Below are 14,867 nucleotides of genomic sequence, written 5' to 3'. Positions count from 1 at the left end.
CTAAGACTGCCGCCTCTAACGAGGTGGGCAGTCTTTTAAATGTATATGACGTGACAGCTCAGGGAGGGACGAATACCGTCTTCTGCTGGACAAGCTTTCCTGCAAATCTAGTACTGTAAACATTTAGCAGCGCACAGCTGATAGTTTTGTGCTACAATGACTGAGGAAGAAATGACAACTTTGTAATAATTGGTGCCGGCACTTTTACAGCACTGCAAAATACAACAAGAACAAGGAGATGGCATAATGAAGAGCAAAACAGTAAAAGCAATGATAGGTGGAAGCGTAGCAGCAGTTATGGCCCTCAGCATTTCCCTTCCGTTAAAGGCGGATGCAGCCAGCGGGTCTTCGGCAGCAGCGGACAATTCAAGCTTTGCCCAATTCATGCAATACTTCACTCAATATAGCAACAAAGCCTTTGCATTTAACGGAACGACTGTAACGGTAACGAAGTTTAAGCCGCCGGTTGTACAGCAGAAGCCTACAGCGACTGCTGCTCCGGCAGCAACGGCTAAGCCTGTGGCAACGCCTGCAGCAACGGCAACGCCTGTAGCAACGGCTAAGCCTGTGGCTACACCGGCAGCTACAGCTAAGCCTGCAGCAACCGCAGCCCCGGCTGCAACAGCAGCTGCACAATCTTCCTACGTGAAGCAGGTTGTCGACCTGGTGAACAAGGAGCGTGCTGCGGCCGGACTGTCTCCGGTTACCGCGCTGGACAGTCTGAACAAGGTAGCTGCGGCCAAGGCAACAGATATGAAGGTTAACAACTACTTTTCCCACACTTCGCCTACGTACGGATCACCCTTTGACATGATGAAGTCCTTTGGTGTAACGTACCGTGCAGCCGGCGAGAACATCGCTATGGGCCAGAAAACGCCCCAGGAGGTTATGACAGCCTGGATGAACAGTGCGGGTCACCGTGCCAATATCCTGAGCGCGAACTTTAATTATATCGGAGTAGGTTACGACAATAACTACTGGGTGCAGGAGTTTATCGGTAAATAAACCAGACTATGCATTCTTATAATAGCAATTAATAAAAGGACTGCCTGGACAAGCTGCGAAAGCGGCTTAGTCCGGCGCAGTCCTTTTTGCCGGGTTCCGGGGTTCAGGAAATACCCGCCTCCCAGATCGGCTCGGCATACAGGTTCTTCAGCCGGCTGCTGCAATCCTTGCCTGTATCATAGGAGCGGTCGCCCAGGACCAATCTGAAATGCTCCAGCGCCCGGGCGGCCTCCGCAGATGAGGTGCTGTTCAGCCAGGCAGCCAGTGCCCTTAGGACAGTGCGGCCTTCGGCCAGCGCCTGCTCCCACAGGTCCCAGACACTTTCTGTACGCACTTCAGAGTAAAGGGCGGAATGCCGCCACTCGCCGTGATGCTCATTCAGATAATCCAGGTGCTCCTCGGCCGCGGAGAGCGGCTGAGAGAAAAGGCGGAGGGCTTTGCCCCGCAGCAGTGATTTTTTCCAGCCCTTTGGATCGTACAGCAGTTTATGGGCCAGCAGCATATCAAGATAAGCTTCATCCCACATTTCTTCGGGCAGCCTGCTTAACTCCGGATACCACCGGGATGCGGTTTTATGCAGAATGCTTTGGACGGCTCCGGGAAAGCAGGAGCCGATATTGATTTTTTTCCACGCCGGATGCAGCCAGGTATCGGTCTGCTTCAATGATTTCATGAACAGGGTGTCCAGCACGATCTCGAAGCGCTGATGACTGCGGTGCCGGTAGCCTGCCTTCCAGTTAATAAAAGGGTGGAGATTGCGGTCAAGCAGATGGTGGGTTAGAAAGCCGAGGAAGTACTGCTGTGCTTCCTTGCTTTCTTCAGCAGGCAGTGCCAGCGAGCGTTCCCAGAATTCGAGCAGCACAGGACCGCAATGATCCGTATGCATGGCATCGCCGAGCCGGAGTGCGCGGTTCTCTTTTTTCCAGGGAAGAAAACTGTGATACAGCAGGAAATCCGGCCCCTGGCAGCCCAGCTGATACAGCTCCGGGCGGTTGTTCAAGTCAGCCAGACAAGCAAATTCACTTCTGAATTCTGCCGCCAGCTGTTGTCCATACTCCAGATGCATCCAAATGTTAGGCATTTCTTTACCTCCCTTAGCATTGCAGCTTCCTCCAGCATACTGCCTGAGTATTAAAAGAAGGTGAAAAGGATTAACGGGCATTGTAATTCCCCGCGTCCATTTGCAAATTGAGTATAGAAGAATTATGTTTATTTACATACGTTAAGAAGTTTGTAAATTGTGGAACAATGGAGAATAGAGGCATACGGAGGGATTACTGTGAAGGATGCAAAATGGACCTGGCGCGGTGTGAGCCTGATTTCCGCCTTGGCGACCTTACTTTTAATTGCGGGCTTTGTGTACGCAGTAGGCGATATTATTAACCCGCAGGGTGAAGCGCTGACCGGTTCTCTGCCACAGGCGACAACGGCTCCGGAAGCTGCGGCAGCAGATGAATTGAAAATTCTGGCACTGGGCGATTCGCTGGCCAAGGGGACGGGCGACAACAGCGGCAGCGGCTTTGTAAGACGGGCGCTGGACGGCTTAACCCAGGGCGGAGCCAAGGCAGGTCTGCTCGGCAATATGGGAATTAACGGGCTGACTACGGCCGGACTGCAGACGAAGCTGCAGGAGGAGGGCGTCCAATATGCACTGCGGCAGGCAAATGTTGTGCTCGTATCCATCGGCGGAAACGACCTGTTCCGGGGCTCCGATATTCTGGGAAACGGAACAGGTGTACAGGCTGGAGAGGCAGCGGGAACGGCTGAACTTCCGGCGGATAATGCCGAAGGCAGTGCATCTACGGTGCAGCCAACCGGTGTTCTGGACGGGAAATCGGATACGCTTGTTACTTCCACTCCGAAGCCGAATGAGGATGAATTGACACCAGAGGCGCTGTTATCGGCTTTACCTGAGGCCGCAAAGCGGCTGGGTGAGATTCTGGAGACGATTGCGGAGATTAATCCGCAGGCACAGGTTTACTACGTGGGGCTGTATAACCCCTTTGGCGATATTGAGGATTTGCTCGTACCGGGGAATCAGGCGGTTACAGCCTGGAACAATGCGGCGATGGATATTATTAATACGCACAGCAGCATGACCCTGGTTCCGACCTTTGATCTGTTCAACCGCCATCTGGACAAGTATCTCTCAAGTGATCATTTTCATCCGAACGGCGACGGCTACCAGCGGATCAGCGAACGGATTGTGCAGGCGATACGTTAACCACCTAATGCTAATGAACCCATACCAGAGATGAATGTCAGCAAGGAGCTGTGAGGATATGGCAAAAGAAAGAACGGCGGAGCCGGGGGAAGTTGTACTATCCGTCAAAGGCGTCCGTAAAAAGATAAGCCGGAAATGGATTATTGATGATGTTACTTTTGATGTAAAAGAGGGCGAAATCTTTGGGTTTCTGGGTCCTAACGGAGCCGGTAAAACGACGACCATCCGGATGCTGGTGGATCTGATCCGCCCTACAGAGGGCACGATTACAGTCTGCGGCTATAATGTCAACCGTAATCCGGAAAAAGCGCTCCAATATGTCGGCTCGATTGTTGAGAACCCGGAGGTCTACACGTATCTGACCGGCTGGGAGAATCTGCAGCATTTCGCGCGGATGCAGCCTGGAGTGGACGGGCAGCGGATTACTGAGGTGGTTGATATTGTCCGGCTGGACCAGCGTATCCACGACAAGGTCAGCACCTATTCCCTCGGGATGCGGCAGCGGCTTGGCATTGCCCAGGCCATGCTGGGACGCCCGCGGCTGCTCATTCTGGATGAGCCGACGAACGGGCTGGACCCCAAAGGGATCAAGGAGCTGCGCGAATTTATCCGTAGTCTGGCCGAAGGCGGTCTGGCCGTATTCGTCTCCAGCCATCTGCTCAGCGAAATTCAGCTGCTGTGCGACCGGGTTGCAATTATCAGCAAGGGACGGGTACTGGCTGTTGGCGGTGTGGACGAGCTGGTTGCCCGCAATTCCCCTTATGTGCTCTGGGATCTTGAGCCGGTCCCGGCGGCCAGGGCAATCCTGGAGGGTCATCAGGGCATTACCCTGCTTAAGCTTGATGAAGTCACCCTGGATGATTCCGTTATCGCCGGAATGGGCGGAGGTTCAGTTATAACAGTAATGGACGAGACCCTGATTCCCGGCATTGTCGCTGACATGGTTAAGGCAGGTATCGAGGTCAGAGCAGTGCATAAAATCAGCCCCACACTGGAACAGCTATTCTTGAAGCTAACGGAGGGTGAATCTATTGACTAATCTGCTTCCGCTCATCCGTAATGAGTGTACAAAAATAATTAAAAAGAAACGTTTTTATGTTATACTGCTGATTCTGCTTGTACTCGTGCCGATGTTCACCTATGCGCAGATGCGGGTAGCTGAACGGAGCCGGGACAAGTTCAATTCAGACTGGAGGCTGGAAATCCAGCAGCGGATCACAGATAACCAGAACTCGCTGAGCAGTGACCGAATTCCCGAGGAATGGAAGTCGTACCGGCGGATTTTTATCCAGCAGCTGCAGTACTATCTTGACCATGATGTGAATCCCAACGAGCCTAGCGGTGTGACGTTCACGCGTGAGTTCCTGGATAATTCGGTCTCCCTGTTCATTCCTCTGCTGATTATGGCGGTGGCGTCAGATCTTGTGTCCGGTGAACGGACAACAGGGACGATCAAAATGCTGCTCACCCGTCCGGTAAAACGCTGGAAGGTGCTGTTCAGCAAGCTGGCAGCGCTGCTCATGTTCGTCTCCTTAATTGTGCTGTCCGTGTTCGTAATCAGCTACCTGATCTCCGGGCTTGCCTTTGGTTATAAAGGCTTTAATATTCCGGTGTTTACCGGGTTCCAGCTAAGCGGTGATACAGTGGACATGTCGGGCGTGCATTCGGTGCCGCAGTGGAAATACCTGCTGATGCAGGGGGGGCTGATCTGGTTCGTGAGCGTTGTTGTCGCCCTGCTTGCTTTTATGGTATCGGTTCTGGTACGCAGTACGGCGGCGAGTATCGTTGTGATGATGGCAGCGCTGATTGCCGGATCGATTCTGACTAATATGGCTGCTGCCTGGTCGACTGCGAAATATTTATTTATGGTGAATCTGGGGCTAACCGGTTATTTGGCGGGCACGCCTGCGCCGATTGAGGGGATGACACTGCCCTTTTCACTGGCGGTGCTGTCCGTTTGGGGACTCGCCGCGATAATCATTTCGTTCGCCGTCTTTACGAAACGGGATATTTTGAATTAGAATGTACAAAGTGAACGAAAACGTTTGTTTGCATTTCAGAGTTAGTGAGATAATGAAGGGGGAGCATGAATGCTCGAACAGATCGATATGTTTGCAAAAGTCTCCAAGGACGGCGGAGCAGGCCGTACCGGATACGATGCTGACGACATTCAGGTGCTCGAAGGTCTGGTTGCGGTCCGCAAACGGCCCGGCATGTATATCGGCAGTACGAGTTCTTCGGGACTGCACCATCTTGTATGGGAAATCGTGGATAACGCCGTTGATGAGCATTTAGCCAAATTTTGTTCCAAAATTGATATTACATTGCGTAAGGACGGATCGGTGACCGTCATCGATAACGGCCGGGGGATTCCGACCGGTATGCACAAAACAGGAGTGCCAACGCCGCAGGTTGTTTTTACCATTCTACATGCAGGCGGTAAATTCGGCGGTTCAGGCTACAAAAAATCCGGCGGTCTGCACGGCGTAGGCGCATCTGTCACCAACGCCCTGTCCGAGTGGCTGGAGGTTGAAATTTACCGGGACGGCAAAACCCACCGCCAGCGGTTTGAATATTGGGTAGACAAGAGCGGCAAGGAGCATGTCGGGGAGCCAGTAACCGGTCTTGAGGTTCTAGGCAATACGAACAAGACCGGTACGAAGATTACCTTCAAGCCGGATATTCGCGTCTTCGCAAACGGTATATCCCTGAGCTACGATACGCTTGCGGAGCGGGTACAGGAGATTGCCTTCCTGAACTCGGGTCTGCGGATCGCTTTGAGTGACGAACGCAGCGGACGCCAGGACGAATACTTTTATGAAGGCGGCGCCAGCCAGTTTGTCCAGTTCCTGAATGAGGGTAAGGATACACTGCATGATGTTGTCCATTTCAGTTCGGAGAAGGACGACATTGAGGTTGAAGTGGCGCTGCAGTATAACGCCGGTTATACAGAAACGCTGGCCTCATTCGTCAATTCCATTCCGACCCGCAGCGGCGGAACCCATGAGACCGGGTTCAAGACGGCTTACACGCGCGTGATGAACGATTACGCCCGCCGCACACAGCTGCTGAAGGAAAAGGACAAGAACCTCGAAGGAAATGACCTTCGTGAAGGTATGATGGCTGTCATCAGCGTCAAGATGTCTGAGGTTGAGTTCGTCGGCCAGACCAAGGATCAGCTGGGCAGCGCATCTGCCCGCAGTGCCGTCGATTACATCGTGGCCGAGAACATGGCGCGTTTTCTCGAAGAGAATCCGCAGGTGGCGCAGAGCCTGCTGAAGAAGTCAATTCAGGCCTCGAAAGCCCGTGAAGCCGCGCGCAAAGCCCGTGATGAGATCCGCAGCGGCAAGAAGCGCAGCGAGAGCTTAAGTCTCGGCGGCAAGCTGTCCCCTGCCCAGTCCAAAGACGTTACCCGAACCGAGCTGTTTATCGTCGAAGGGGATTCTGCCGGCGGATCGGCCAAGCAGGGCCGTGACTCCAAGATACAGGCCATTCTGCCGCTGAAGGGCAAGCCGATGAATCCGGAGAAGGCCAAGCTGCTCGATATTCTGAAGAATGATGAGTACAAAGCCATTATTTCTGCGATCGGTGCAGGAATTGGCCCCGATTTTACCGTGGAAGACAGCAATTATTCCAAAATCATTATTATGACTGACGCCGACACGGACGGCGCGCATATCCAGGTCCTTTTGCTGACCTTCTTCTACCGTTATATGAAGCCGCTGATTGATGCCGGCAAGGTCTTCATTGCCCAGCCGCCGCTGTACAAGCTAACCCGCAAATCGGGCAAGCTGGAGACGGTGCGTTATGCCTGGAGTGATGAAGAGCTGCAGAATTACCTGAAGGAGTTCGGCAAAAACTTTGAACTGCAGCGTTACAAGGGTCTCGGTGAGATGAATCCGGAGCAGCTGTGGGAAACCACGATGAATCAGGATACCCGTACCCTGCTCCAGGTGCAGATCGAGGATGCCGCCAAGGCGGAGCGCCGCGTCTCCACACTTATGGGCGACAAGGTTGACCCGCGCAAGCGCTGGATCGTTGAGAATGTTGATTTTACGGAAATAATCGAGTAGAAGCGGCCGCCTGCGGCTGTTCTGCTCTGCAGTTTACGGCGGGATGCACAATAACCCGCCTTTGCTTTAGCCATGCCGCAGATTCTGTGCGGCATGGGTTTTAGCGGAAGTGACGATAACTTCCGCGAATGTTGATTTTGGTGATACGTGTGCGGAGCAGGCGGATTTGTTCTTTAGGAGCGTTAGCGTACGTTTAAATTCAAATTTCAAATGTACAATATAGATTGATTCTGAAAAAATATATTTAGGTAAAAGTGACGGAGGGGAATTTTGGAACTGTAGGAGCGTTAGCGACCGCCTGAAAGCTTTTCGCAGAAAAGCTAGCTACGGAAGCATAAGCTGTCTGCGGATTTCAACCGCGAGTAGCGGTTCTAATCAAGAAATCTGCAGACAACAGCGGCCGGAAGTCCAAATATTCTCTGGAGTCACGGCGGAGCCCTAAATGAAAAATCCGAGGTTCAATCTATATTGTTGAATTATTTGAATTTGTAAGTTGCAGCGACCAAGAACAAGCCAGCCTGCGAAGCCCCTCGTATATCACTGAATCAAATGCTCGGATAGATTGAGGAACAGAAGGTGAGCCAAGTGAGCAGTTTTTCAGAACAATTTTCGCCGGCTTTTCTGGAAGAGGTCGTCGGTGACCGCTTTGGCCGGTATTCCAAATATATCATTCAGGACCGGGCGATTCCCGATGTGCGGGACGGGCTGAAGCCTGTACAGCGCCGGATTCTGTATGCGATGTACGACTCGGGCAATACCCCGGATAAGCCGTACCGCAAATCGGCCAAAACAGTAGGTGACGTTATGGGTAACTATCATCCCCATGGCGATTCCTCCATCTATGACGGTATGGTCCGTATGGCCCAGCCGTGGAAGATGGGGCATGTGCTCGTAGACGGACACGGTAACTGGGGCTCGATGGACGATGACCCGGCGGCTGCAATGCGTTATACCGAAGCGCGGCTGTCACCGATTGCGATGGAAATGATGCGCGACATTGAGAAGCGCACCGTGCTGTTTAAGGACAACTTTGACAATTCCGCGAAGGAGCCGGTGGTCGTACCCTCGCGGTTTCCCAACCTGCTGGTTAACGGGACAAGCGGGATTTCCGCCGGCTTCGCGACAGAAATTCCGCCGCACAACCTGCGGGAGGTTATCGACGCCTGCATCGCCGTGATGCAGAAGCCGGAGATTACGCTGGAAGACATCATGACCTTTATCAAAGGCCCGGATTTCCCTACGGGGGGTACTATCATGGGCGGCGACGGCATCATGGACGCCTACCGTACCGGCAAAGGGCGGATCTATCTGCGCTCGAAGACCGAAATTGAGAATTTGCGCGGCGGCAAGCAGCAGATTGTGATTACTGAGGTGCCGTTCCAGATTGTCAAATCACGGCTTGTCACCTCTATGGAGAATATCCGTCTGGAAAAGAAAATCGACGGGATTGCCGAAGTCCGTGACGAGAGCGGGCGGGAAGGCCTGCGCATCGTAGTGGAGCTTAAAAAGGATGCAGATGCCCAGGGCGTGTTGGCCTACCTGCTTAAGAAAACCGACCTGCAGGTTACCTATAACTTCAACATGGTCGCCATCGTTAACAAAGCCCCGCAGCAGCTTGGACTAAAAGCGATTCTGGAGGCTTATATTGCCCACCAGCGTGAGGTGGTTACCCGCCGCACCCAATTCGACCTGGAGCGGGCGGAAGACCGTGCGCATGTCCTGGAAGGGCTGGTTAAGGCGCTTAACATTCTGGATGAGGTTATTGCAGCGATCAAGGCTTCCAAGAACCGCCAGGATGCCCAGAATAATCTCGTCTGGATGTTCGGCTTCAGCGAACGCCAGGCCGATTCGATCCTCACCTTGCAGCTCTACCGGTTGACCAATCTGGAGATTAACTCTCTGCAGAAAGAGCTCGATGAGATGATGGCCCGGATCAATACTCTTCAGGGTATTCTGAACAGCGACAAAAAGCTGATTTCCGTCATCCGCAAGGAACTGCTGGAGATCCGCGACAAATACGGTATCGACCGCCGCTCATTGATTCAGGGAGAGGTGGAGGAGCTGAAGGTCAGCCTCGAAGTGCTGGTCAACGCCGAGGATGTGCTGGTTGCACTGTCAGCTGACGGTTACATCAAGCGGACCGGCATGCCGTCCTTCACACGTTCAGGCGGTGAACGCAATGCTTCCGGGGTTAAGGACGGCGATCACATTGTGAGGCTGCATGACCTGAATACGAGGGACAGCCTGCTTGTCTTTACCCGAAAAGGCCAGTACTTCCTGCTTCCGGTTCATCAGATACCGGAATTCAAGTGGAAGGACCCGGGCACGGCGATTGTTAACGTAATCGGCCTCGCCAAAGGTGACGGGGTCGTAAGTATGCTGCCGGTTGGTAATCTGGATGATCCCGGTACCAGCCTTGTATTTGTCACACGTAAGGGCCAGGTGAAGCGAACGGAGCTCAAGGAGTACTCTACCAGCCGTTCCGGAGCTGTAGCTGCCTGCAAGGTTGCAGAAGGTGATGAGATCATTAACGTGTCGTTAAGCAGCTCTGACAAGGACCTGGTGCTTGTAACCCGTGAAGGGATGAGCATCCGCTTTAAGGAGAATGAAGTGAACCCGATGGGCCGTGTGGCCAGCGGGGTTAGAGGAATCCAGCTGCGCGAAGGCGACGAAGTTGTATCCTGCTTCTGGGTCACTGAGGATGAAGGCGAGATTCTTACTGTAACCGATATCGGTTATGCCAAGCGCAGCCTGCTTGTGGATTATCCGTCGCAGAGCCGGGGCGGCAAGGGCATGCCAACCTTTGAATTCAAGGAAGGGAAGCGTGTGAAACCGAACGGCAGCCGGATCGCGGGTGCGTTCCATTGCAAGGAGCCGCTGGTGCTGACTGCAATAACCCGTGACGGACAAGTCCACACCTTCTCATCCGAGTCTGCACCGCTTGGCGAGCGCCGTTCTATAGGCAAGCTGCTTGTTGCGGTGGAGAAGAAGGACGAGATTGCAACGATTTTCCCGGCAATACAATAGATCCAATAGCAGTAAATATATAGTAACAGCGTATGTACAGCTCCCCCTGGAGCCGGTGCATGCGCTGTTTTTATATTATGGGATGAGCCAAGACGGATGGCCTAGCTGACGGACACAGATTTATTTTTTTGTTTAGCAGGATATGGAATTTATTTCTCGAATTTGTAGGTATACCGGATAGAGATCCGCAGGGAAGGAAGGAATAAGTGTGCACTCCTCTGAATTCAGTAAAATCTGGCACAAAATATTGAAGGACTATAAATTACATATGGACAGTAACCTTGCCCCTACACTTACAGACGCCCAGCTCACCGTATTGGAACTGCTGCAGGAGCGCGATGCGATGAAGCCTTCTGATCTTGCGCCTCATCTGGCGACAAGTCCGGCGGCGGTAACGATGCTGTTAGACCGGATGGAGAAGAACAGGCTGATTATGCGTGAGCGCGATGCTGCAGACCGGCGGATTGTCTGGGTAAGCATTACCGAGACGGGCCGTGCCGAAACAGCGCGTGGACTCAAGGTCCGCAGCGACTTTTTTGCCGAGGCGCTTGACCCGATTTCATCGCACAACCAGCAGCTCCTGCTCTACCTGATGGGGAAGATGGCAGTTGCCCCGGCTCCGGAAGGTTCCACACCCTGATCTCCTAGATTAAAAGCTAATTTAAAGCAGTACTTCTTAGTAGAGTGCTATTTCCATAAAAAAACAGGCCATCCGTCAGCGGATGGCCTGTTTCTGTACCTGCTGCGGCCACAGACTCCAGGGATGAGCCTGCGGCGGCAGCGAGATCAGTTCGATTTCTTCTTTGGTGACCGGATGCGGGAAGCCGACAACCGCTGACCAGAGGGCAATCTGCTGGCCGGGCCGGTTCACGGCGGCGCCGTATTTCTGGTCTCCGGACAGCGGACAGCCGATGCCGCTAAGCTGTACGCGGATCTGGTGGGAGCGTCCGGTCAGCAGGTCAATCTTCAGCAGGCTGTAGCCTTCAGCTGTTCCAAGCACTGTATAATCAAGGATGGCTTCCTTGCCGCCCGGCGTGCCTTTACGGACGATCGAGACGGTATTGCTCTTGGCATCCTTCAGCAGTGTATTAATCAGCCGTCCATGGGGAGCGGGTGGCTTGCCGTGGACGACAGTCAGATACACCTTGCGGAAAGCATGGGTGCGGACGCTCTCAGACAGCCGGGAAGCAGCCTTGGAGGTCTTGGCGAAGATCATGGCCCCGCCGACCGGACGATCCAGCCGGTGAACCAGGCCCATGAACACATTGCCCGGTTTATTATACCGCTCCTTCACGTCCTCCTTGAGCAGGCTGAGCAGATCGGGATCACCGGTAGCATCCTCCTGTACAGGAATGTTCACAGGCTTCACAATGCCGAGCAGGTGATTGTCCTCGAATAGAATTTCGAAACGGGACTGTGTGCCGGACTGCTCACCCTCTGAATTGCTATGCTGCATACTCATGGCTTACGCCTCCCAGCGGCCCAAAATTCCGCAAGGCAGATTCATACCCGACGCGGTAATCGGCAGGCCGATTTCGCCGGAGGTCAGCTTGCCGCCGTAACGCTTGCCCATGGTCATATTGAGCATGTTCCGCAGCACGGTCGGTGAGATGCCGGTAGTGTAAGAATTGATCAGCATAAAGAGCGGTCTGTCGCTCATAATCTCCATGCAGCTCTCGAGGAAAGGGTAGAGGCTGGATTCCAGCTTCCACATTTCGCCTCCTGGACCGCGTCCATAGGACGGAGGGTCCATAATAATGGCATCGTATTTGCTGCCGCGGCGCTGTTCACGCTGGACGAATTTGAAAACGTCGTCAGTGATGAAGCGGACCGGGCGCTCGCCCAAACCAGACAGCTGGATATTTTCTTTTGCCCACTGTACCATGCCCTTGGCTGCGTCAACATGAACAACCGACGCACCTGCACTGGCAGCAGCAACAGTAGCTCCGCCCGTATAAGCGAACAGATTAAGTACAGAGACCGGGCGGTTCGCGCCGGCAATCTTGTCCATCATCCAGCTCCAGTTAGCCGCCTGCTCAGGGAAAAGTCCCGTATGCTTGAAGTTAGTCGGACGCAGATTAAATTTCAGCTTGCCATAGCTGATTTTCCAGTCATCCGGAATTGTCTTTTTCATTTCCCATTGTCCGCCGCCGGAGGAGCTGCGGTGATAATGTCCGTGCACATCACGCCACTTCGCTGTCTCTTGGGTCAGCGGCCAGATAATCTGCGGATCAGGGCGGCGCAGGATAATATCTCCCCAGCGCTCCAGCTTCTCTCCGCCTCCGGTATCCAGAACTTCGTAGTCTTTCCAATCGCCTGCAATATACATCATTAATCCATCCTTCAAAAATTCATTTAGACTTCATTGTACAACATTTAACCGGGCAGCTACAAACAAAAAGGTTGCAAAGCTGCGACTATTCCCAGCTTGCCCATCACCCGGACTGTGCATAATAGTACACCGGGAATTGGATCGACGCTTCTCCTGATCTGGCACGGCAGCCGATCATTGTGTATGATCAGAGAAACAGTTCATTCGGGACAACGGAGGAGGAGAGCAGATGTACAATCTCGCAGAGCTGTATTATCCGATTACAGCACGGCCGGACAGTGCAGGAGAGCTAATGCCCTGTAAGGCGCTGCAGCCGTACATCCGCTGCTACTGGGGCAGCATGGGAGAGTGCGGAGCAGCTCCCGGAGAACGGTCAGTCATGCCGGACAAGCTGTCCGGACAACAGCCGGCGCGGGAGATCATCATTCCCGACACCTGCATGGATATCATATTGGAATGGGACTCGGATACCGGAGCTTCCGGCGGCGTTTTTTGCGGAATCAATGATACGCCCTTTGAAGTGGAGGGAGCTGAACCTTCTGCGTCCAGTCTGCGCTTTGCCATCCGCTTTCATTTTTGGGCGGTGCATTTGTTCGCGGATGAGCCGCTTAATGCCGTACTTAATTATCACGGCGGGGTGGAGCGGTATTTCAGCTTTTTCCGCAGAGAGCTCGAAGAGCAGCTGGCGTCTGCCGGGTCGATGGCTGAACGTATTGCTGTGGCTGAGCGGGTTCTGCTGCGCCGATTGGAACGGGCACGCGCCAGCCACAGCGGGCTGATGAATGCCGTGCATGATATTCTGCGGGCTAAAGGGGTCATTGCGGTAAGCAGCCTTGGGAGCAGCTCCGGGCTCAGCAGCCGGCAGCTTGAACGGCTGTTCCGCGAAACTACCGGCGTATCCCCGAAGCAGGTTGCTGATCTGGTCAGATTTCAGAATGTCTGGCGGAATCTGTATCGTCCATCTTCGCAGATCAGAGATGTTCAGGATCTGGTATATGCTTACGGCTACAGCCACCAGTCCCATTTTAACAACAGCTTCAAGCGTTTTGCCGGCCAGACTCCGAGGGAGGCGCTGGCATATGCAAGGCGATAAATGTCGTTTTTTTGCAATACAGGGGCTGAGCCTGAGGGTAGAATAAATTTATTAGCCGGACAAGGCTGACATTAGAACAGGAAGAGAGAGTGAACCATTATGATATCGGCATTTGAAGGCATTAATCTGTATACCAAGGATACCGCTGCTCTTGTAGCTTTTTACTCAGAGGTTCTAGGAATCCCTGTTCCGTTTGAAGGTTTCGGTAACGGTGACGGGGCAAAGATCGGATTTGAGGGCAAGCTGCCGGGAATCATTATCTGGGACGAGCACAAATGGGGCAAGCATACGACTGGTGTTGTTAATCTGGTGTACTCTTGCAGCAGCCTGGATGAGACTTATGCGGAGCTTAAAGAGAGAGGGCTGGACTGTGAGCCGCCGGTTACAATGGAATACGGAGGCCGTGAGATGAATTTCCGCGATCCGGACGGCAATGGCATTACACTGCTTGAAGGCGCATATTAAAGGATACAGCACATTGTAATCTCATAGGATGAAGCAGAAAAGCGGACTGGAGCCTGATACTGGGCTGTTGTTTGCTTTTTTTTATATGTTGACAATGAGAATCATTATCAAATAAAATAGGGATAATTAAATTTGGCTTTGCGGTACAATATGGAGCCATCATATACTTCATGCTTAACTAGGGAGGACAGATCATGGCTAAGGTGCTAGTGGCATATGCCAGCTTAACCGGCAATACGGAAGAGATTGCTGAACTGATTGCGGAAGGAATACGCGAGGCCGGCGGAGAAGCTGTTCTGAAATCGGTAACCGACTGCAATGCGGATGAGATAAATCATTATGAAGCGGTGCTGCTGGGCGCCTATACATGGGGCGACGGTGAGCTTCCGGACGAATTCCTGGACTTTTACGAGGAGATGGAGGAGCTCAATCTGGCCGGATATAAGGCAGCTGCATTTGGCAGCGGGGATACCGGCTATTCGATATACTGCGGCGCGGTGGACCTGATTGAAGAGAAGCTGAAGGAGCGCGGGGCAGAGATCGTCCAGGAGAGCCTGAAGATTGAGTACGGCCCGAATGCGGCGGAAAAAGAAACCTGCCGTACCTTCGGACGCCAATTTCTCGAGACCTGCGCGGCGGTTTCTTAAG

Annotated in this window: 13 protein-coding genes; 10 read left to right on the top strand and 3 right to left on the bottom strand. The window is 53.2% G+C overall.

Annotation, left to right across the window (positions count from 1 at the left end):
* The first annotated feature begins 246 nt into the window (after positions 1 to 246).
* Positions 247 to 1,005 (top strand): CAP domain-containing protein, encoded by a 759-nt coding sequence (locus tag R70331_RS19215; RefSeq protein WP_042178039.1) that lies wholly within the window; start codon positions 247 to 249, stop codon positions 1,003 to 1,005.
* A gap of 103 nt (positions 1,006 to 1,108) precedes the next feature.
* On the opposite strand, the gene R70331_RS19210 is transcribed toward R70331_RS19215, so the two are convergent.
* Positions 1,109 to 2,086, bottom strand: coding sequence for a zinc dependent phospholipase C family protein (locus tag R70331_RS19210; protein ID WP_042178037.1), 978 nt, complete (start codon positions 2,084 to 2,086; stop codon positions 1,109 to 1,111).
* A 198-nt stretch (positions 2,087 to 2,284) separates the two neighbouring features.
* On the opposite strand from R70331_RS19210, the gene R70331_RS19205 reads away from it, so the two are divergent.
* The 6 genes from R70331_RS19205 to R70331_RS19180 all read left to right on the top strand — a co-directional run bounded on the left by R70331_RS19205 (position 2,285) and on the right by R70331_RS19180 (position 10,969).
* Positions 2,285 to 3,229, top strand: coding sequence for a GDSL-type esterase/lipase family protein (locus tag R70331_RS19205; protein ID WP_042178034.1), 945 nt, complete (start codon positions 2,285 to 2,287; stop codon positions 3,227 to 3,229).
* A gap of 58 nt (positions 3,230 to 3,287) precedes the next feature.
* Complete coding sequence (locus tag R70331_RS19200) at positions 3,288 to 4,268, top strand: ABC transporter ATP-binding protein (protein ID WP_042178032.1); 981 nt, start codon at positions 3,288 to 3,290, stop codon at positions 4,266 to 4,268.
* Entirely contained in the window at positions 4,261 to 5,250 is a 990-nt protein-coding gene (locus tag R70331_RS19195; protein WP_042178030.1) for an ABC transporter permease, read from the top strand. Before R70331_RS19200 ends, R70331_RS19195 begins: the two co-directional genes overlap by 8 nt.
* 69 nt (positions 5,251 to 5,319) lie before the next feature.
* Positions 5,320 to 7,302 carry a DNA topoisomerase IV subunit B gene (gene parE / locus R70331_RS19190; RefSeq protein WP_042178028.1) on the top strand — a complete coding sequence of 661 codons (1,983 nt, stop codon included), beginning with the start codon at positions 5,320 to 5,322 and terminating at the stop codon, positions 7,300 to 7,302.
* 585 nt (positions 7,303 to 7,887) lie between these two features.
* Complete coding sequence (gyrA, locus tag R70331_RS19185; RefSeq protein WP_042178025.1) at positions 7,888 to 10,329, top strand: DNA gyrase subunit A; 2,442 nt, start codon at positions 7,888 to 7,890, stop codon at positions 10,327 to 10,329.
* Between the two features lie 208 nt (positions 10,330 to 10,537).
* Positions 10,538 to 10,969: a MarR family winged helix-turn-helix transcriptional regulator gene (locus tag R70331_RS19180; RefSeq protein ID WP_042178022.1), complete on the top strand. Its 432-nt coding sequence runs from the start codon at positions 10,538 to 10,540 to the stop codon at positions 10,967 to 10,969.
* Positions 10,970 to 11,044: 75 nt separating this feature from the next.
* On the opposite strand, the gene R70331_RS19175 is transcribed toward R70331_RS19180, so the two are convergent.
* Positions 11,045 to 11,785 (bottom strand): RluA family pseudouridine synthase, encoded by a 741-nt coding sequence (locus R70331_RS19175; protein WP_442950587.1) that lies wholly within the window; start codon positions 11,783 to 11,785, stop codon positions 11,045 to 11,047.
* A 9-nt stretch (positions 11,786 to 11,794) separates the two neighbouring features.
* Positions 11,795 to 12,658, bottom strand: coding sequence for a class I SAM-dependent methyltransferase (locus tag R70331_RS19170; protein ID WP_042178017.1), 864 nt, complete (start codon positions 12,656 to 12,658; stop codon positions 11,795 to 11,797).
* 232 nt (positions 12,659 to 12,890) lie between these two features.
* Between R70331_RS19170 and R70331_RS19165 the strand changes: the two genes are divergently transcribed.
* The 3 genes from R70331_RS19165 to R70331_RS19155 all read left to right on the top strand — a co-directional run bounded on the left by R70331_RS19165 (position 12,891) and on the right by R70331_RS19155 (position 14,866).
* Positions 12,891 to 13,754 carry a helix-turn-helix domain-containing protein gene (locus R70331_RS19165; RefSeq protein ID WP_042178015.1) on the top strand — a complete coding sequence of 288 codons (864 nt, stop codon included), beginning with the start codon at positions 12,891 to 12,893 and terminating at the stop codon, positions 13,752 to 13,754.
* A gap of 99 nt (positions 13,755 to 13,853) precedes the next feature.
* Positions 13,854 to 14,219 (top strand): VOC family protein, encoded by a 366-nt coding sequence (locus tag R70331_RS19160; protein ID WP_042178013.1) that lies wholly within the window; start codon positions 13,854 to 13,856, stop codon positions 14,217 to 14,219.
* 194 nt (positions 14,220 to 14,413) lie between these two features.
* Positions 14,414 to 14,866 carry a flavodoxin gene (locus R70331_RS19155; protein ID WP_042178010.1) on the top strand — a complete coding sequence of 151 codons (453 nt, stop codon included), beginning with the start codon at positions 14,414 to 14,416 and terminating at the stop codon, positions 14,864 to 14,866.
* Position 14,867: the final 1 nt, after the last annotated feature.

Origin of the sequence: Paenibacillus sp. FSL R7-0331, assembly GCF_000758645.1 — a bacterium.
GTDB classification, from domain to species: Bacteria; Bacillota; Bacilli; order Paenibacillales; family Paenibacillaceae; genus Paenibacillus_AQ; species Paenibacillus_AQ camerounensis.
Note: the sequence above shows the minus strand (reverse complement) of the source record. Positions and strands in the feature narration are given on the sequence as shown.